We start from the raw sequence: 17063 nt of genomic DNA, 5'->3' as shown, positions 1-17063 counted from the left end.
TGGAGATCCCTCTTCGCAGTCGTGGGGTCAGGTACTCGGGCAACGCGGGCAGCGGGACCGCGCATTCCCCCAGGTTGGTGTCGGTTGCACCACGCTCGTGGTGATCACCGCGAGCGTGGTGGGCCACCGTACTGGTCCGGGGGCGGTTCGTGGTGGACGGGTTGGCCCGGTGTGTAGGCGCGCCACCAGATTGGGGCTGGTTTTGTGTAAGGAGTCGATGAGCGGTGGGGCTCGCTGAGCCGATAATGTCGCGGCTGAAACGAATCTTGAGGCGTTCGATGGGAGATCCACAGTGGCACGGTCCGTACTGGTGACCGGCGGTAACCGGGGCATCGGCCTGGCGATCGCGAGGGCGTTCGAGGCCGCCGGGGACAAGGTCGCGGTCACGCACCGCGGATCGGGTGCCCCGGAGGGTCTGCTGGGCGTGCAGTGCGACGTCACCGACCCGGACCAGGTCGCGGCGGCTTTCGACGAGGTGGAGGCCGCGCACGGGCGGGTCGAGGTGCTGGTGGCCAACGCGGGCATCACCGATGACACGCTGCTGCTGCGGATGAGCGAGGAGCAGTTCGGCCGGGTGATCGACGCGAACCTGGCGGGGTCCTACCGGGTGGCCAAGCGGGCGGCGAGCAGCATGCTGCGCAACCGCTTCGGCCGGATGATCTTCATCTCGTCGGTGGTGGGCCTCTCCGGTGGTCCGGGGCAGGTGAACTACGCGGCGAGCAAGGCCGGTCTGGTGGGCATGGCGCGTTCGATCGCGCGCGAGCTGGGTTCGCGCAACATCACCGCGAACGTCGTGGCGCCGGGTTATGTCAACACCGACATGACCGAGGAGCTGCCGGAGGACCGCAAGAAGGAGATCCTCGGCCAGGTCCCGCTGGCGCGGATGGCCGACGCCGAGGAGGTCGCGGGCGCGGTGCGCTGGCTGGCGTCGGACGACGCCGGCTACGTCACCGGTGCGGTCATCCCGGTCGACGGTGGCCTGGGCATGGGTCACTGACGACCTCTCGATCGATTTCCGGCACGGTGCGGGTGCCGGCTACCGCGGGTGCGTGGGCACCTTCGGCAGGTGAATTCTCGGAAGGACTTTTCTCGTGAGCGGATTGCTCGAAGGCAAGCGAATCCTGATCACCGGTGTGATCACCGACGCCTCGATCGCGTTCCACGCGGCCCGGGTCGCCCAGGAGCAGGGCGCCGAGGTGGTGCTGACCGGTTTCGGCCGGTTGAGCCTGGTGGAGCGGATCGCCAACCGGCTGCCCAAGCCGGCCCCGGTGCTGGAGCTGGACGTCACCAACGCCGAGCACCTGGAGACGCTGCCGGAGCGGGTGCGCCAGCACGTCAGTGGCCTGGACGGGGTGCTGCACTCGATCGGCTACGCGCCGGCGTCGTGCCTCGGCGGTGACTTCCTGGAGGCGCCGTGGGCCGACGTGTCGACCGCGGTGGAGATCTCGGCGTACTCGCTGAAGTCGCTGAGCACCGCGACGCTGCCGCTGCTGGGCGAGGGCGCGTCGATCGTGGGCATGGACTTCGACGCGCGGGTGGCGTGGCCGGCTTACGACTGGATGGGCGTGGCCAAGGCGGCGCTGGAGTCGACCTCCCGCTACCTGGCGCGTGAGCTGGGCCCGAAGGGCGTGCGGGTGAACCTGGTGTCGGCGGGTCCGGTGCGCACGATGGCGGCCAAGTCGATCCCGGGCTTCTCCGAGCTGGAGGCGGGCTGGGGCGACCGCGCGCCGCTGGGCTGGGACGTCAACGACCCGACGCCGGTGGCCAAGTCGATCTGCGCGGTGCTGTCGGACTGGCTGCCCGCGACCACCGGTTCGATGATCATGGTCGATGGCGGGGTGCACTCCCTGGGTGTCTGAGCCCCTGTGATGACGAGTGGGGTGCGCGGGTTCGGTCGAACCCGCGCACCCGCGTGGTGTGGGGGGGGGGCGGGGGGCGCCCCCCCCCCCCCCCCCCCCCCACTCGTCGTTGGTGGTCATCTCGTGGTTCACATCCGGTGCGCCCCGGTTGCGCGGGGTCGTCGTGGCGGCGCGATGATGGGCCGGTGAGCTTTGATGCGTTGCTGTTCCTGTCGTTCGGGGGGCCGGAGGGCCCGGAGGAAGTGCGGCCGTTCCTGGAGAACGTGACCCGGGGCAGGGGAGTGCCGCCGGAGCGCCTCGACGAGGTGGCCGACCACTACCTGCACTTCGGTGGTGTGTCGCCGATCAACCGGCTCAACCAGGACATCATGGCCGCGTTGCGGTCGGAACTGGAGGCCCAGGGTCGCGACCTGCCGGTGTACTTCGGCAACCGCAACTGGCATCCGATGGTGGAGGACACCGTGGCGCGGATGGCCGGCGACGGTGTGCGGCGGGCGCTGGTGTTCGCGACCTCGGCGTGGGGCGGCTACTCGGGCTGCAAGCAGTACCACGAGGACATCGCGCGGGCGCGCGAGGCGGTCGGCGACGGGGCGCCGGAGCTGGTGAAGCTGCGGCAGTTCTTCGACCACCCGCTGTTCGTGGCGCCCAACGCCGATGCGGTGCGGGCGGCCTTCGCCGAGCTGGGGGAGCGGGGCGAGCAGGCGCGGCTGGTGTTCACCGCGCACTCGATCCCGCTGCGCGCTGATGAGCAGGCGGGTCCGGACGGTCGACCGCAGTGGTACTCGCGGCAGGTCGCCGAGGCGGCGCGGCTGGTGGCCGAGCAGGTGGGCGTGGAGGCCTACGACGTGGTGTGGCAGTCGCGGTCGGGGCCGCCGCAGGTGCCGTGGCTGGAGCCCGACATCTGCGACCACATCGAGGACTTGCACGCCAAGGGCGTGGATTCGGTGGTGGTGAGCCCGATCGGGTTCGTCTCCGATCACCTGGAGGTGATCTGGGACCTGGACAACGAGGCCCAGGAGACGGCCGACGAGCGCGGGATGGGGTTCGCGCGCGCGGCCACGGCCGGCACGGACCCGCGGTTCGTGAAGATGATCGTGGAGCTCATCGCCGAGCACACCGACGATGCCCCGGTGTGCAAGCTCTCGGAGCTGCGCGCGGCGGGCTCGACGGTCAACGGGGCGCTGTGCGCTCCGGATTGCTGCTGCTGAGCTGAGGTTGCGAAAAAAGGGGGTGCCCGCCGCGGCGGGCACCCCCTTTCGACGTCGTTCTACGAGTGGGGTGCTTGGTCTGCCAGGACGCGGACCATCTCGGCGACCGAGGCGCGGCGGGCGGCGCGCACGGCGTCGAACAGCGGGCGCAGGGCGTCGGTGCGGCTGCGCATCGCCGAGGCCGACAGGGCTCCGCCGGGGGAGTCGTCGGTGGCCACCCACAGGATGGCTTCGACCTCGGTGGCGCGCTGCAGGATCCGCAGGGTGCGCGGGGGGATGTTCTCCGGCCAGTCCGGGGCTGGTTTGGCGGCGATGGTCTGGGCGATCTCCTCGCGCACGCCGGGGCGCTGCTTGGCCACGCCGAGGTCGATCAGGGCGGTGGCGGCTTCGCGCATGGCCGAGGCCATGCCGTGCTCGGCTTCACCGATGGGCAGGTGTTCGGCGGGCGGCAGGTCACCGGTTTCGAACACCGTCCAGCGCAGGATGCCTTCGGCGATGCGCTCGGGCACCAGTCCCAGTCCGGCCTCGGGCAGCACGGCCGCTTCGCCGATGCGCATCGCGAGTGTGGCGAACGGGCTCGCTCCGCCCAGGCCGCGCGCGTCGCCGGGCACCGGCAGCGCCAGTTCGCCGGTGGAGGCACCGGCCTTGCGCAGCGCGGCCAGCAGCAGGGCGGGTCCGGCGGGGGTGTCGTGGGGGCCGGGCAGGTCCAGGCGCGCGGCGAGTTCGTCGTCGGCGGCGCGGAACTCCTGCACCTCGCCCCAGGTCTGCAGGGCATCGAGCACGTCGTCCGAGGCGGCTGCACCGTGCAGCCAGGCGGACGACCAGACAACCAAAGTGGCGCTTGGGCATGGCACGTCGCTAGAGGGTACGGATCGAAAACCCTTGCCGCGTCCCGGGGGAGGGCCGGTGTGACGCCAACCATGAGTGGTCGGTCGGTGTTGGTCCGGCGTGGCGGCACCACGGTCGGACACGATCGGATTACCGTGTTCGCTCGTGCGGTCGGTTGATTATGGACGGGACGTCCTCTCGGGTTCGCGGCGCAAGAAGGTGCCGGAGATCCCCGCCGAGGCGGGTCTGGTGGTCGAGGACGCGGCCAGCGGGTTCTGCGGCGCGGTGCTGCGGGTGGACAAGGGCAACGTCGTGCTGGAGGACCGGCACGGCAAGCAGCGCTTGTTCCCGATGCGCCCGGCGGCCTTCCTGTTCGAGGGCAAGCCCGCGACGCTGGTGCCGGTGCGGCAGGCGGCCCCCGCCGCACCGCAGCGGTCGGCCTCGGGTTCGGTGAAGGTCGAGGGCCTGCGGGCCCGCACCGCGCGGGGCAGCCGGATCTGGGTGGAGGGCGTGCACGACGCCGAGCTGGTCGAGCGGATCTGGGGGCACGACCTGCGGGTGGAAGGCGTCGTGGTCGAGCCGCTGCACGGCGTGGACGATCTGCCGGGGATGCTGGCCGAGTTCGGGCCGGAGCCGGGACGCCGGGTCGGTGTGCTGGTGGACCACCTGGTGGCCGGTAGCAAGGAGTCCCGGCTGGTGGAGGGCATCACCGACGAGCACGTGATGATCACCGGTCACCCCTACGTCGACATCTGGGAAGCGGTGAAACCGGCTTCGGTGGGCATCCGGGAGTGGCCGGTGGTGCCGCGCGGGCAGGACTGGAAGCAGGGCGTGTGCGCGCAGCTGGGCTGGGGCGAGCCGGCCGAGGGCTGGCGGCGGGTGCTGGCCGGGGCGCGGGGTTTCCGCGACGTCGAGACGCCGCTGCTGGGCGCGGTGGAGCAGTTGATCGATTTCGTCACCGCTGACGGGTGATGCCGGGTCACACCTTGATCACGTGGGCGCGAACGCCGGTGTGGAGTGGGACTCGCGTGCCAGGATGGAGCCATGACTCCTGCGCTGCTGTGGCTGATCGCCGGGGTGCTGCTGGTCGGCGCTGAGGCCCTGTCGGGGGATTTCGTGCTGGTCATGATCGGCGCCGCGGCTCTGGGGGCCGCCGGTAGTTCGGCGCTGGGAATGCCCTTGGGCGTGGACGTGGCGGTGTTCGCGGTGCTGGCTCTGGGGCTGGTGCTGCTGGCGCGCCCGGCGCTCAAGCGGCGGATGGGCGTGCAGCGCGAGCTCAAGACCAACGTGGACGCTCTGGTCGGCAAGCAGGCCGTGGTGGAGTCCACAGTGGATGCGCAGGGTGGTCGGGTCCGCATCGACGGCCAGTTGTGGTCGGCGCGGGCTCTGGATGGGACCCAGGTTATCGAGGCCGGCCGCACGGTCACCGTCATGGAGATCGCGGGTGCTACCGCCGTGGTGTGGGCCGAGCCGTGAGGAGATGAGGCTTCGTGGGGATGGCCGAACTGATCGTGCTGGTGGTCGTGGTGCTGCTCGTGCTCATCGTCGTGGTCAAGGCGGTGATGGTGGTGCCGCAGGCCCAGTCGGCGGTGATCGAGCGGCTGGGCCGCTTCCGCACCGTGGCGCAGCCGGGGCTGAACTTGCTGGTGCCGTTCTTCGACCGGGTGCGGGCGCGCATCGACCTGCGCGAGCAGGTGGTGTCGTTCCCGCCGCAGCCGGTGATCACCCAGGACAACTTGACGGTGTCGATCGACACGGTGGTTTACTTCCAGGTCACCGACGCGCGGGCGGCGGTCTACGAGATCTCCAACTACATCGTGGCCGTGGAGCAGCTGACGACCACGACGCTGCGCAACGTGGTCGGGGCGATGAGCCTGGAGGAGACGCTGACCTCGCGGGATGCGATCAACACGCAGTTGCGCGGGGTGCTCGACACCGAGACCGGCCGGTGGGGGATCCGGGTCGCGCGGGTGGAGCTCAAGGCCATCGACCCGCCGCCGTCGATCAAGGACTCGATGGAGAAGCAGATGCGCGCCGACCGGGAGAAGCGCGCGATGATCCTCAACGCCGAGGGCACCCGGGAGTCGGCGATCAAGACCGCTGAGGGTCAGAAGCAGTCGGCGATCCTGGCGGCCGAGGGTGAGAAGCAGGCCGCGATCCTGGCCGCCGAGGCCGATCGGCAGTCCAGCATCCTGCGGGCCCAAGGTGAGCGGGCCAGCCAGTACCTGCAGTCGCAGGGGCAGGCCAAGGCGATCGAGAAGGTCTTCGCGGCGGTCAAGCGTTCCAAGCCGACGCCGGAGCTGCTGGCCTACCAGTACTTGCAGACGCTGCCGCAGATGGCGCAGGGCGATGCCAACAAGGTGTGGGTGGTGCCCAGCGACTTCGGCAAGTCCCTGGAGGGCTTTGCGCGGATGCTCGGCGAGCCGGGTGAGGACGGGGTGTTCCGCTACGAGCCGCCGCAGGAGAGCACCGACGCCCCGCCGGCCGAGGCGGTGGAGGAGTCGGTGCAGGCGTGGTTCGACACCTCCACCAACCCGGAGGTGGCCGAGGCCGTGCGCGCCGCGGAGGCGGTGGCCCGCAAGGAGGTTCCGCCGGCCAACGTCTCGGAGCCCCCGCAGCAGGGCTGACCGGGTTGATGTCGCGTCCCGGTGCCGGTCATCCGGCGCCGGGACGCACGTGTTGGGCGGGCACGGTCACGGGCGTGAACGGCTGCGCGCCGGCGCGTTCGGCGGCGTAGGTGGCCACCGCCCCCAGGGCGTGTCCGTAGGGGTCGCGGAGCACGCCGAAAACGCCGGGGAACACCCGGATCTGGCCGTCGTGGCAGACCACTGGCAGGTGCACGGCCTTGCCCTCCAGCTCGGCTTGGGCGGTGGACATCGCGCGGTGGAATCCGGCCCAGTGCGCTTGCTGGAAGTCCGCGGGCACGATCAGGTCGAGCGAGGCGCCGACGGCCTCGGTGCTCGGGTGGCCGAAGAGCAGTTCGGCCACGTCGTTGAAGTGCACGATCGTGCCGCTGGTGTCGGCGACGACCACGGCGGATCGGTGTTCGATGTCGTTCATGGCCAGATGATGCGGCCTGTCCGTCGAGACCGCCTCACGAGATCTTCCACTTGTTTGAGTACCTCTGTGATTTCAGTGCCGACCGAAATTAATGCTCCGCATCGCACCCCAGCGCGACGCTCCCGTCAAAGACGGCTTCAGGCACCGGAGGCCGGGTCGAGGTAGGGGCCGCCGGCGATGCCGAGGGCGCGGACGGTGCCCAGGAGGTGTTCGCGCAGCTGCTTCTTGGCCTGCTCGGCCTCGCCGGCGTTCAGGGCCTCGGCGAGGCCGGCGTGCTGGTGGGTGATGCGCTCGCGCGCGGAGTGGGTGCGGGCGGTGGAGGTGATGCGCATCTGCTTGTCGCGCAGCGTGTTGTAGAGGTCGGTGACCACCGGGTTGCCCGCGGCGCTGACCAGGGTGGCGTGGAAGGCGCGGTCGGCGACGTGCATCTCGGCGTCGGTGAGGTCGGTGCCGTCGCAGGCCGGGTGGGCGGCCAGTTCGCGGCCGACGGCGGCCATCGCTTCGCCACCTTCGATGGCGAGCTTGTCGATGGCGAAGCTCTCCAGGGCCAGGCGCGCTTCGATCACCGCGCGGGCTTCTCCGGCGCTGACCGGCACGACCAGGGCGCCGCGCTTGGGGTAGAGCTTGAGGAAGCCCTCCGACTGCAGGCGCAGGAACGCCTCTCGGACGGGCGTGCGCGACATCTGCAGGGCGCCTGCCACTTCTCCTTCGCTGAGCAGCTCGCCGTCGGGGAAGCTGCCGTCGAGGAGTCCGGTCTTGACGTGCTGGTACGCGCGGTCGGCTGCCGGCGTTTCGGATGCTGTTGCGCTCGACACGTGAGCATCGTACTTCCACCCCTCTTGTATCTAAGATGGATACAAGTCTTTTCTCGGGGAGGGGTCGCACGTGTCCACCACAGTCGAAGCCGCGCCACCGCAGCACGCCGGTGACCGGCAACGGGGGCCCGGCCGGATGGCCTGGCTGGTCTGGGGGGTGGGGGCGCTGTGCTACTGCGCGGCGCTGTTCCACCGAGCGGGCCTGGGCGTGGCCGCCCCCGAAGCCGTGCAGCGCTTCGACGCCGGACCCGGTGTGCTGGCCCTGTTCTCGGCGCTGCAGCTGGGCGTCTACCTGGTGCTGCAGATCCCGGCCGGGCTGCTGGCCGACCGGCTCGGCCCGCGCAAGGTCATCACCGGCGGCATGGTCGCCCTGGCCGCGGGTTCGGCGGTGTTCGCGCTGAGCGGTTCGATCGTCGGCGGCATCACCGGGCGGATGCTCATCGGCTTCGGTGACGCCTTCATGTTCACCAACGTGCTGCGGCTGGCCGCGCACTGGTTCCCGCCGCAGCGCTACGGCAAGGTCGCCGCGCTGACCGGCCTGGCCGGTGGCCTGGGGCAGGTCGTCTCGACGCTGCCGCTGAGCCTGTCGCTGCACTCGCTGGGCTGGGTGCCCACGTTCCTGGGTGCGGCGGCGCTGACCGCCGCTTTGGGCCTGGCCGCGGCGCTGATCATCCGCGACCGCGATGCGGCCGCCCGCTCCGGCGCGGCCGAGGCCGAACCGGTCAGCGAGCGGATCCGGCACAGCCTGCGGGCGGTGGTCGCGCAGCGGGGCAGTAAGCACGCGTTCTGGACGCACTTCGTGCTGATGGCGCAGTTCGTCGCGATCACCACGCTGTGGGGCGGGCCGTGGCTGAGCTCGGCGCAGGGGCACGGCCAGTCCGAGGTCGGTTCCTTGCTGCTGGTGAGCGTGGTCGGGTTCATCGCGGGTTCGTGGTTGGCCGGTCAGTACGTCTCGGGGCGTCCGCGGCGCCGCGAGCGCTACACGTTCGGGTTGTCGGTGATGGTCGTGGTCGTGTGGGCGGCGATGGTCGGCTGGCCGGGTGCGTTGCCGCTTCCGGTGCTGGTGGTGGCGTTGCTGGCGGTCGGTGTGGCCGGGGGTGCGGCGATGCTGGCCTTCGACGGGGCGCGGATGGCCAACGCCGAGCACCGCTCGGGCACTGCCACAGGTGTGGTGAACATGGGTGGTTTCAGCGCTGCGGTGCTGATCCAGCTGCTGGTCGGGGCGGTGCTGGAGCTGGTGTCAGGGTGGGATCCGGCGGTGGCCTACCGGTGGGCGTTCGCTCCGGTGCTGGCGCTGCTGGTGATCGGGACCGCCTCGCAGTGGTGGTTGCGGGACCGCGCCCTGAGCTGAGCGCGCGGCGTTAGCCTCGGGTGGGTGGCCGGCCAACGGCGGCCGGCCCGGTTTTCGAGGGGCGTGTGGCGTGACGGCGTGGGAACTGCGCAACCTGGTCGGCGGCAAGTCGGTGTCCACCGCGGGTGGTGAGACGTTGCCGTTGGTGGACCCCAGCACCGGTGAGCAGTGCGGGACGGCTCCGCTGACCCGGTGGCCGGATGTGGACGCGGTGATGCCGGTGGCCGCCGAGGCGTTCGAGTCCTGGTCGCAGACCACGCCTCGGGTGCGGCAGGAGGCGCTGCTGGGGCTGGCCGATGCGGTGTCCGGGCGGGCCGAGCAGCTGGTGCTGGCCGAGTGCCGGGTGACCGGCAAGCCCTTCGAGGTGGTGCGCGGCGAGGAGCTGCCGATGGCGGTGGACCTGCTGCGGTTCTACGCGGGGGCGGCTCGTGCCGAGAGCGCCACGGCCGGGGGTGAGTACCGGGTGGGGCACACCTCGTTCACGCGGCGGGAGCCGATCGGGGTGTGCGCGGCGGTGACGTCGTGGACGCATCCGCTGCTGCAGGCGGCGGCCAAGGTCGGGCCGGCGGTGGCGGCGGGCAATGCGGTGGTGCTCAAGCCTGCGGAGACCACGCCGGTGAGCGCGGTGTTGCTGGGTGAGTTGGCGGGGGAGTTCTTGCCGCCGGGTGTGCTCAACGTGGTTTGCGGTGATCGTGACAGCGGTCGGGCGTTGGTTGCCCACGAGGTTCCGGGGATGTTCTCGATCACCGGGACGGTGCGCTCGGGGATGGAGGTCGCGGGGTCGGCGGCGGCGGATTTGAAGCGGGCGCACCTGCAGTTGGGCGGGAAGGCGCCTGCGGTGGTGTTCGGGGATGCGGATCTGGATCGGGCTGCGGAGCGGATCGCGGCGGCGGCGTTCGGCAACGCGGGGCAGAGCTGCACGGCGGCGAGCCGGGTGTTGGTGGCCGCGGAGGTGCGCGAGGCGTTGGTGTCGCGGTTGGTGGAGTGGGCGCAGCAGTTGCGGCCGGGTCCGCCACAGGATGCCGATGCGTCGTTCGGTCCGCTCAACAGCGCCGGTCAGCTGGAGTTGGTGCTGGATCGGTTGGATCGGTTGCCGGGCCACGCGCGGGTGGTGGCCGGTGGTCGGCGCCGGGGTGAGCGGGGGTTCTTCCTGGAGGCCACGGTGGTCGATGGTGCTGAGCAGGACGATGAGCTGGTGCAGCACGAGATCCTGGGTCCGGTGGTGGCGGTGCAGTCCTTCGCCGATGAGGACGAGGCGGTGGCGTTGGCCAACGGTGTGCGCTACGGGTTGACGGCGAGCGTGTGGACGCGTGATCACGGTCGGGCGATGCGGATGTCGCGGCGGTTGCAGGCCGGGACGGTGTGGATCAACACCCACGATTGCCTGGTGGTCGAAATGCCGCATTCGGGTTTCAAGCATTCGGCTTCGGCGCGTGATTTCGGTGTGCACGGGCTGGAGGACTACACGCGCATCAAGCACGTGATGTCGGCGTGGGACTAGGGCGTGTTGGGGGTGGGCGCGGTCGTGCGCTGTGGTCAGAGCCAGTGACCACCGGCGACCTGGATGACTTGACCGTTGATCCATCGAGCTTGGTCGGAGGCGAGGAAGACCACGGCGTCGGCGATGTCCTGCGGAGTACCCACCCTCCCCAGCGGGATGGTCGGCGTCACTGATTCGACCATCTCCTCGCTCATCCAGCCGGTCTGGACAGGTCCCGGTGCGACAGCGTTCACGCGCGTCACCGGCCCCAGGTCCAGCGCCGCCCCGCGGGTGAGGGACTCCAGCGCCCCTTTGGACGCCCCGTAGGCGACCTGCCCGGGAAAGCTCCGGGCTGCGTCGGTCGAGATGTTGACCACGGACTTCGAGCTCTCGGGCGCATCGTGGGGAACCCGTCGTGAGAACTCGGCCATGAGCATCGCCGGAGCGGTCAGGTTCACGCGGAGGGTCCGTTCCACGCCGTCCTGGTCCAGGGTGGTGAACGTGTCCTCCTGCTCGGCGTGCCCGGCGTTGTTGACGAGCACGTCGAGCGGGCCGAGCTGCTTGTCGACCTGGTCGAGCAGACGATCGGCAGCGCCCGGTTCGAGGAAGTCCGCTTCCACGGCTACCGCGCCAGGTAGCGAGGCCACGAACTCCCCGACCCTGTCCCGGGTAGCACGGGAGTGCTCCAGCGAAGCTGGGGCGTCGCCCCTACGAAGTGGACGGCCACACGCGCGCCTTGCTGGGCAAGAGAGCGCGAGATCGCGGCACCGATGTTCATCGCGCCGCCGGTGACGAGCACGGTCTTGCCCTTCAGGCCCGGGTCGATCATGTCGTCGAGCCTAGTAACGCAGCCACAGCGGGATCCACCGATTATCGCTCGAGCAGCCGCGCAAACGATTCCCGAGCAGTGTTCAGTGCTGTTGGGGTGTGGTGGTGCGGGGCCAGGGGTTGGCCTGTTCGTAGGCGTGGGCGGCGCGGAGGATGGTGGCGTCGTTGTGGCGGGCGGCGATGATCTGCAGGCCGATGGGCAGGCCGTCGTCGGTGTGGCCGCAGGGGATGCTGGCGGCGGGTTGCTGGGTCATGTTGAACGGGTAGGTGAACGGGGTCCAGCTGCTCCAGCGGTGGCCGTCGGCGGGTGATTCGCGGCCTGCGTCGAAGGCGGGGATGGGGACGGTGGGGGTCAGCAGCAGGTCGTAGGTCTGGTGGAAGGCGCCCATGCGCTGGCCGAGGATCATGCGGGTGTTGGTGGCTTCGAGGTAGTCCTGGGCGGAGTAGGTGAGGCCTTGGCGGCAGATCTCGGCGAGTCCGGGGTCGAGTTGGTCGCGCTGGGCGTCGGTGAGGTGTTCGGTGGCTTTGGCCGCGCCGGCGTACCAGAGGACGTGGAAGTCCTCGGCGGGGTCGGTGATGGCGGGGTCGGCGTGTTCGACGTGGGCGCCGAGGTCGCTGAAGGTGCGGGCGGCGCGGGTGAGCGCGGCGGCGACCTGGGGGTCGACGGGGGTGCCGAAGCCGAGGTCGGTGCTCACGGCGATGCGCAGGCCGGTGACTCCTCCGCCGAGGTGGTCGAGGAAGGAGTCGGTGGGTGCGGGCAGCGCGGACCAGTCGCGCACGTCGGGGTGGGCGAGGACGTCGAGCATGAGGGCGGTGTCGGTGATGGTGGTGGCAATCGGTCCGGCGTGGGAGAGGGTGCCGAAGGGGCTGGCGGGGTAGAGGGGGATGCGGCCGTAGGTGGGTTTGAGGGTGGCGATGCCGCAGAAGGCGGCGGGGATGCGCACCGATCCGCCGCCGTCGGTGCCGAGTGCGAGGGGGCCCATGCCGGTGGCCACGGCGGCCGCGGCGCCGCCGGAGGAGCCGCCTGCGGTGCGGGAGGTGTTCCAGGGGTTGCGGGTGATGCCGTGGCGGGGGCTGTCGGTGACGCCTTTCCAGGCGAGTTCGGGGGTGGTGGTTTTGCCGAGGAGCACGGGGTTTTCGCGCCGCAGGAGGGTGACGGCGGGGGCGTCTTCGGTCCAGGGCTGGTCGGGGTCGATGGTGTGGGAGCCGCGCAGGGTGGGCCAGCCTCGGGTGAGGAAGATGTCCTTGATGGAGGTGGGGACTCCGTCGAGGCGGCCGATGGGCTGGCCGCGGTGCCAGCGGTCTTCGGATTCGCGGGCTTGGCGCAGGGCGGCGTCGGCGTCGAGGTGGCAGTAGGCGTTGATGGCCGGGTCGTGGTCGTTGATGCGTTGCAGGACGGCTTCGCAGGCTTCGACCGGGGAGAGGGTTCCGGCGGCGTAGGCGGCCAGCAGTTCGGTGGCGGGCAGCTCGGCGGGCTCGGTGTTGGCCATGACGTCTCCAGTTGTGTGTGGCGGGCTGCGGGTCAGGTGCTGACGTAGCCGCGGTGCTTGTCGACGACGTTGCGCAGGTCGGTGCCGTGGGTGAAGGCGTGCAGGTTGGTCAGGAACAGCTCGACGAGCTCGTCGGTCCAGCCGAGGGTGTCGCCGGACATGTGGGGCGAGATCAGGACGTTGGGCATCTCCCACAGGGGTGAGTTGGTGGGCAGGGGTTCGGTGTCGAAGACGTCGAGGGCGGCTCCGGCGAGTTGGTGCTGCTGCAGGGCGGTGACCAGGGCGGGTTGGTCGACTTGTTCGCCGCGGCCGACGTTGATGAGGCGGGCGGTGGGGCGCATGGCCGACAGGACCTCGGTGTTGATGAGCCCGTGGGTTTGGGGGGTCAGGGGTGCGGCGACGACGAGGTAGTCGTAGTGGCCTGCGATGCGGGGCAGGTCGTCGGAGGCGTGGACGTCGCCGAAGTCGGGGTCGCCGGTGCGGGTGGTGCGGCCGGCGCCGGCGACGTGCAGGCCTGCTGCGGTGAGTTGGCGGGCGATGGCGCGGCCGATGGGGCCGGTGCCGATGACGAGGGCGGTTTTGCCGCCGATGCGTTCGGTGACGCGGTGGCGCCACTGCTTGGTGTCTTGCAGGCGCAGGGTGGTGTGCATGTCCTTGGCGAAGGTGAGCACGGTGCCCAGGACGTATTCGGCGATAGGCTGGTCGAAGACGCCGCGGGAGTTGGTCAGGGCAACCGGGGAGTCGCGCAGCTGGGGGAACAGGAGGCGGTCGACTCCGGCGCTGGCGGAGTGGATCCAGCGGAGCTTGTCGGCGTGGGGCCAGGCGTCGGCGATGGCTTGGGAGCGGAAGGACCACACGAACAGCGCGTCGGTGCCGGGCAGGGCGTGGGGCAGTTCGTCGCCGGTGGCGTAGCGCAGGTCGGCGTGTTCGGCGATGCGGGCCATCTCGTCGGGTGCGTCGTCGTCGTGGAGGACGACGACGGTGGGGCGGGTGTGGATCATGTGGGTGACCTTAGGGCCGAAGGGGTGCCGGGCAGTGTTCTCCCACGCCGGTTAAGAGTGTGTTTCCCCAGCACTGAGCGTGAAAAAGGAGCTTCGGTGGAGGCATTGACACGCTAGGAAGCGTTCGTAGGATTGTCAACAATCCACTGGCGACGGCGGGGCCGGTACGCGGGGAGAGCCCGACGATCACCACTGCGAAGGAATGGATCATCAATGGCCAGGTACCTGTCGATCACGCTGGAGAAGCGCGGCGTGTCCTGCGTGGCGGAGCTGCTCGACGCCGACGCCCCTCGCACCTGCGAGGCGGTGTGGAACGCGCTGCCGCAGGTCGGACCGGTGCACCACGCCAAGTACGCGCGCAACGAGATCTACACGATGGTGCCGCGCTTCGCCGTCGACGAGCCCGGGCAGGAGAACCCGACGGTCACCCCGATCCCGGGTGATGTCGTGTACTTCTCCTTCCCCGGCGGGATGCTGGACCGGGAGTTCAAGCAGGAGAAGGGGATCGAGGACCTGCCGGGCGTGATCGACCTGGCGATCTTCTACGGGCGCAACAACCTGCTGCTCAACGGTGATGTGGGGTGGGTGCCCGGCAACGTCTACGCCACGATCGTGGAGGGTTTGGCCGAGATGGCCGAGGCCTGCAACGACGTGTGGCGTTCCGGCAGCGTCGGCGAGACGTTGCGCTATGACCGCATCGAGCGTTAGGCGGGCCCCGAGATGGCACCTGATGACTTCCTGGGTGCGACGCCCGGGCCGGGGCCGCAGCGCGGGATCGGGGTGATCGCCCCGTTCGACCTGGCGCTGGACCGCGAGTTGTGGCGGTGGGCGCCGGAGGCGGTGTCGCTGTACTTGACGCGCACGGCGTTCGTGCCGGTGCCGGTGAGCGTGGAGCAGGCCAACCTGGTCTCCGACGAGTCCGCGGTGCACGCCGCGACCCGTGACCTGCTGGTGCCGGAACCCGAGGTGGTGGCCTACGCGTGCACCTCGGGCAGTTTCGTCGACGGTGCGGGTGGTCAGCGGCGGCTGGTGGAGGTCATGCGCGAGGCCGGTGCTCCGGCGGCGGTGACCACCTCGGGCGCGCTGGTTGAGGCACTGGAGGTGCTCGGCGTGAGCAGCCTGGCGATCGCCACGCCCTACGTCGTGAGCATCACCGACCGGTTGTGCTCGTTCCTGGGTGAGCACGGTGTCGAGGTGGCCTCGAGCGTGGGTTTGGGGTTGCACGGCCAGATCTGGAAGACCTGCTACGCCGATGTGGTCGAGATCGTGCGCAAGGCCGATCGCCCGGAGGCCGAGGCGATGTTCATCTCGTGCACCAACCTGCCGACCTACGACCTGATCGGGCCGTTGGAGCAGGAGTTGGGCAAGCCGGTGCTGACCGCCAACCAGGTCACGATCTGGGCGGCGTTGCGCGAGATGGGGCTGTCGGCGGTGGGTGCCGAGCAGCGTTTGATGCAGGCGGTTGACGCGCCGGCGGCGTGATCGCCCCGGCGGTAAAGATGACATCACGAACGTTCTGACGGCCGCGAACCCTGCGGTAACATTGTCAACAATCCGACACCCACGGGTGGGGGTTCGCGCAGGGTCGTGGCCGTTGGACGTGACAAGCACAGGATGGAGCTCCCCGGTGCCGCACACCGCAGGAATTCTGTACCCCGGCTACAGCGCCGAAGACGACTACCCGATCTTGGAGGAGCTGCTCGGCGACGACGTGCGCCTGCCGCTGGTGCACACCCTGATGCGCGAGGACGCCCACCGGGTGGACGCGCTGCTGGACGTGGGCTCGGAGCAGGTGCTGGCCGACGGCGCCCGCGAGCTGGGCGCGGTCGACTCGGTGATCTGGGCGTGCACCTCGGGCAGCTTCGTGTTCGGCCCGGACGGGGCACGTGACCAGGTCGCCAAGCTGCAGGCGGTGACCGGGGTGCCCACCTCGAGCACATCGCTGGCGTTCGTGCACGCCGCGGCCCGGCTGGGGTTGTCGCGGGTGGCGGTGGCAGCGACCTACCCGGCTGATGTGGCCGAGCGGTTCGTGGAGTTCCTGCACGCCGACAGGCTGGAGGCGGTGCGGTTGTCCAGCAGGGGCATCATCACCGCCGCCGAGGTCGGCACGCTGGGCCGCGAGGCGGTGCTGGAGTTCGCCGCGGCCAACGACGACGAGCGGGCCGAGGCGCTGCTGATGCCCGACACCGCACTGCACACCGCTGCGTGGTTGCCGGAGCTGGAGCAGCGGCTGGGCAAGCCGGTGCTCACGGCCAACCAGGTCAGCGCTTGGGAGGCGTTGCGGCTGGCCGGTGACGACCGCGCGCGCGAGGGATTGGGAACGCTGTTCGCAGGCCGTCGTGCCTAGTGGGCCGGCGGTGAGACGAGGAAATGGTGAGCGCAGTGCTCGGGACCGAGGAGCAGGACCAGCAGCCGGGTGAGCTGGAGCCGGTGCAGCGCAAGTCGACCGCGGCGATCGTGGCCGACCAGTTGCGCGCGGCGATCATGTACGGCTCGCTGCCTCCGGGGTCGCAGCTGGGTGAGGCGGAGCTGGCGGCGCGGCTGGGGGTCAGCCGGGGGCCGTTGCGGGAGGCGATGCAGCGGCTGGTGGCCGAGGGGTTATTGCGCAGCGAGCCGCACCGCGGGCTGTTCGTGATGGATCTGGACACCGCTGATGTCGCCGACATCTACTTGGCGCGGCTGGCGGTGGAGCGGGCGGCGTGCGAGCAGATCGTGCGGCATCACCGGGTGGAGGCGGTGGCGGAGCTGACCGCGGCGCAGTCGCGGATGGTGGCGGCTGCGGGCAAGGGTGATGCCATCGAGCTGGCCGATGCCGATCAGGAGTTCCACGAGACGCTGGTGCGGGTTTCCGGCAGTGCGCGTTTGCAGCGGATGGCGCAGACGCTGCTGGTGGAGAAGCGGATGTGCTTGACGGCGTTGCAGGACAAGTACCACGCCGACGTGCAGGCCCTGGTCGATGAGCACAAGGGCTTGGTGGATGCGATCGAGGCCGGTGACGAGGCGTTGCTGCTGTCGCGGTTGGAGGCGCACATGAACGATGCGCTGGAGCGGCTCAACGGTTCGATGGCCGAGTAGGTCTCGACGCTGATGTGGGGGGGGGGGGGGGGGGGCCCCCCCCCCCCCCCCCCCCCGGGGGGGGGGGG

General features: G+C 70.4%; 18 protein-coding genes. 12 read left to right on the top strand and 6 right to left on the bottom strand.

Annotation, left to right across the window (positions count from 1 at the left end; translation table 11 throughout):
* The first annotated feature begins 292 nt into the window (after positions 1–292).
* The 3 genes from R4I43_RS02690 (at position 293) to R4I43_RS02680 (ending at position 3067) form a co-directional block, all read left to right on the top strand.
* On the top strand, positions 293–997 hold the full coding sequence (locus tag R4I43_RS02690) for a beta-ketoacyl-ACP reductase (RefSeq protein WP_324263885.1): 705 nt from the start codon (positions 293–295) through the stop codon (positions 995–997).
* Positions 998–1091: 94 nt separating this feature from the next.
* Entirely contained in the window at positions 1092–1859 is a 768-nt protein-coding gene (fabI, locus tag R4I43_RS02685) for an enoyl-ACP reductase FabI (protein WP_324263884.1), read from the top strand.
* 185 nt (positions 1860–2044) lie between these two features.
* On the top strand, positions 2045–3067 hold the full coding sequence (locus R4I43_RS02680; RefSeq protein WP_324263883.1) for a ferrochelatase: 1023 nt from the start codon (positions 2045–2047) through the stop codon (positions 3065–3067).
* Positions 3068–3126: 59 nt separating this feature from the next.
* On the opposite strand, the gene R4I43_RS02675 is transcribed toward R4I43_RS02680, so the two are convergent.
* Complete coding sequence (locus tag R4I43_RS02675; RefSeq protein WP_324263882.1) at positions 3127–3921, bottom strand: hypothetical protein; 795 nt, start codon at positions 3919–3921, stop codon at positions 3127–3129.
* A 139-nt stretch (positions 3922–4060) separates the two neighbouring features.
* Here R4I43_RS02675 and R4I43_RS02670 point away from each other — a divergent pair, with 139 nt between their 5' ends.
* The 3 genes from R4I43_RS02670 (at position 4061) to R4I43_RS02660 (ending at position 6522) form a co-directional block, all read left to right on the top strand.
* On the top strand, positions 4061–4867 hold the full coding sequence (locus R4I43_RS02670) for a DUF3097 domain-containing protein (RefSeq protein ID WP_324263881.1): 807 nt from the start codon (positions 4061–4063) through the stop codon (positions 4865–4867).
* 72 nt (positions 4868–4939) lie between these two features.
* Complete coding sequence (locus R4I43_RS02665; protein ID WP_324263880.1) at positions 4940–5371, top strand: NfeD family protein; 432 nt, start codon at positions 4940–4942, stop codon at positions 5369–5371.
* A gap of 20 nt (positions 5372–5391) precedes the next feature.
* Positions 5392–6522, top strand: coding sequence for an SPFH domain-containing protein (locus tag R4I43_RS02660; protein ID WP_324264289.1), 1131 nt, complete (start codon positions 5392–5394; stop codon positions 6520–6522).
* A 28-nt stretch (positions 6523–6550) separates the two neighbouring features.
* On the opposite strand, the gene R4I43_RS02655 is transcribed toward R4I43_RS02660, so the two are convergent.
* The gene (locus tag R4I43_RS02655) at positions 6551–6955 is read right to left on the bottom strand and encodes a PAS domain S-box protein (protein ID WP_324263879.1); all 405 of its coding nucleotides are present in this window, start codon (positions 6953–6955) and stop codon (positions 6551–6553) included.
* Between the two features lie 137 nt (positions 6956–7092).
* A complete protein-coding gene (locus R4I43_RS02650; protein ID WP_324263878.1) occupies positions 7093–7770 on the bottom strand; it encodes a GntR family transcriptional regulator in 678 nt (225 codons plus the stop codon).
* A gap of 70 nt (positions 7771–7840) precedes the next feature.
* Between R4I43_RS02650 and R4I43_RS02645 the strand changes: the two genes are divergently transcribed.
* Positions 7841–9121 carry an MFS transporter gene (locus R4I43_RS02645; protein WP_324263877.1) on the top strand — a complete coding sequence of 427 codons (1281 nt, stop codon included), beginning with the start codon at positions 7841–7843 and terminating at the stop codon, positions 9119–9121.
* 70 nt (positions 9122–9191) lie between these two features.
* Positions 9192–10622 (top strand): aldehyde dehydrogenase family protein, encoded by a 1431-nt coding sequence (locus R4I43_RS02640; RefSeq protein WP_324263876.1) that lies wholly within the window; start codon positions 9192–9194, stop codon positions 10620–10622.
* Between the two features lie 35 nt (positions 10623–10657).
* On the opposite strand, the gene R4I43_RS02635 is transcribed toward R4I43_RS02640, so the two are convergent.
* From R4I43_RS02635 to R4I43_RS02625, 3 genes are all read right to left on the bottom strand, one after another.
* Positions 10658–11248 (bottom strand): SDR family NAD(P)-dependent oxidoreductase, encoded by a 591-nt coding sequence (locus tag R4I43_RS02635; RefSeq protein ID WP_324263875.1) that lies wholly within the window; start codon positions 11246–11248, stop codon positions 10658–10660.
* A gap of 264 nt (positions 11249–11512) precedes the next feature.
* Positions 11513–12919, bottom strand: coding sequence for an amidase (locus R4I43_RS02630; RefSeq protein ID WP_324263874.1), 1407 nt, complete (start codon positions 12917–12919; stop codon positions 11513–11515).
* Between the two features lie 32 nt (positions 12920–12951).
* A complete protein-coding gene (locus tag R4I43_RS02625; RefSeq protein WP_324263873.1) occupies positions 12952–13920 on the bottom strand; it encodes a D-2-hydroxyacid dehydrogenase in 969 nt (322 codons plus the stop codon).
* Between the two features lie 213 nt (positions 13921–14133).
* On the opposite strand from R4I43_RS02625, the gene R4I43_RS02620 reads away from it, so the two are divergent.
* The 4 genes from R4I43_RS02620 to R4I43_RS02605 all read left to right on the top strand — a co-directional run bounded on the left by R4I43_RS02620 (position 14134) and on the right by R4I43_RS02605 (position 16995).
* Positions 14134–14628 (top strand): DUF3830 family protein, encoded by a 495-nt coding sequence (locus R4I43_RS02620; RefSeq protein ID WP_324263872.1) that lies wholly within the window; start codon positions 14134–14136, stop codon positions 14626–14628.
* 12 nt (positions 14629–14640) lie between these two features.
* On the top strand, positions 14641–15402 hold the full coding sequence (locus R4I43_RS02615) for a maleate cis-trans isomerase family protein (protein WP_324263871.1): 762 nt from the start codon (positions 14641–14643) through the stop codon (positions 15400–15402).
* 145 nt (positions 15403–15547) lie between these two features.
* Positions 15548–16267: a maleate cis-trans isomerase family protein gene (locus R4I43_RS02610; RefSeq protein WP_324263870.1), complete on the top strand. Its 720-nt coding sequence runs from the start codon at positions 15548–15550 to the stop codon at positions 16265–16267.
* A 35-nt stretch (positions 16268–16302) separates the two neighbouring features.
* Positions 16303–16995, top strand: coding sequence for a GntR family transcriptional regulator (locus R4I43_RS02605; RefSeq protein ID WP_324264288.1), 693 nt, complete (start codon positions 16303–16305; stop codon positions 16993–16995).
* Positions 16996–17063 lie beyond the last annotated feature (68 nt).

It is taken from the genome of Saccharopolyspora mangrovi, from assembly GCF_035320975.1.
Classification (GTDB): domain Bacteria; phylum Actinomycetota; class Actinomycetes; order Mycobacteriales; family Pseudonocardiaceae; genus Saccharopolyspora; species Saccharopolyspora mangrovi.
This window is presented reverse-complemented; position numbering and strand designations above follow the sequence as displayed.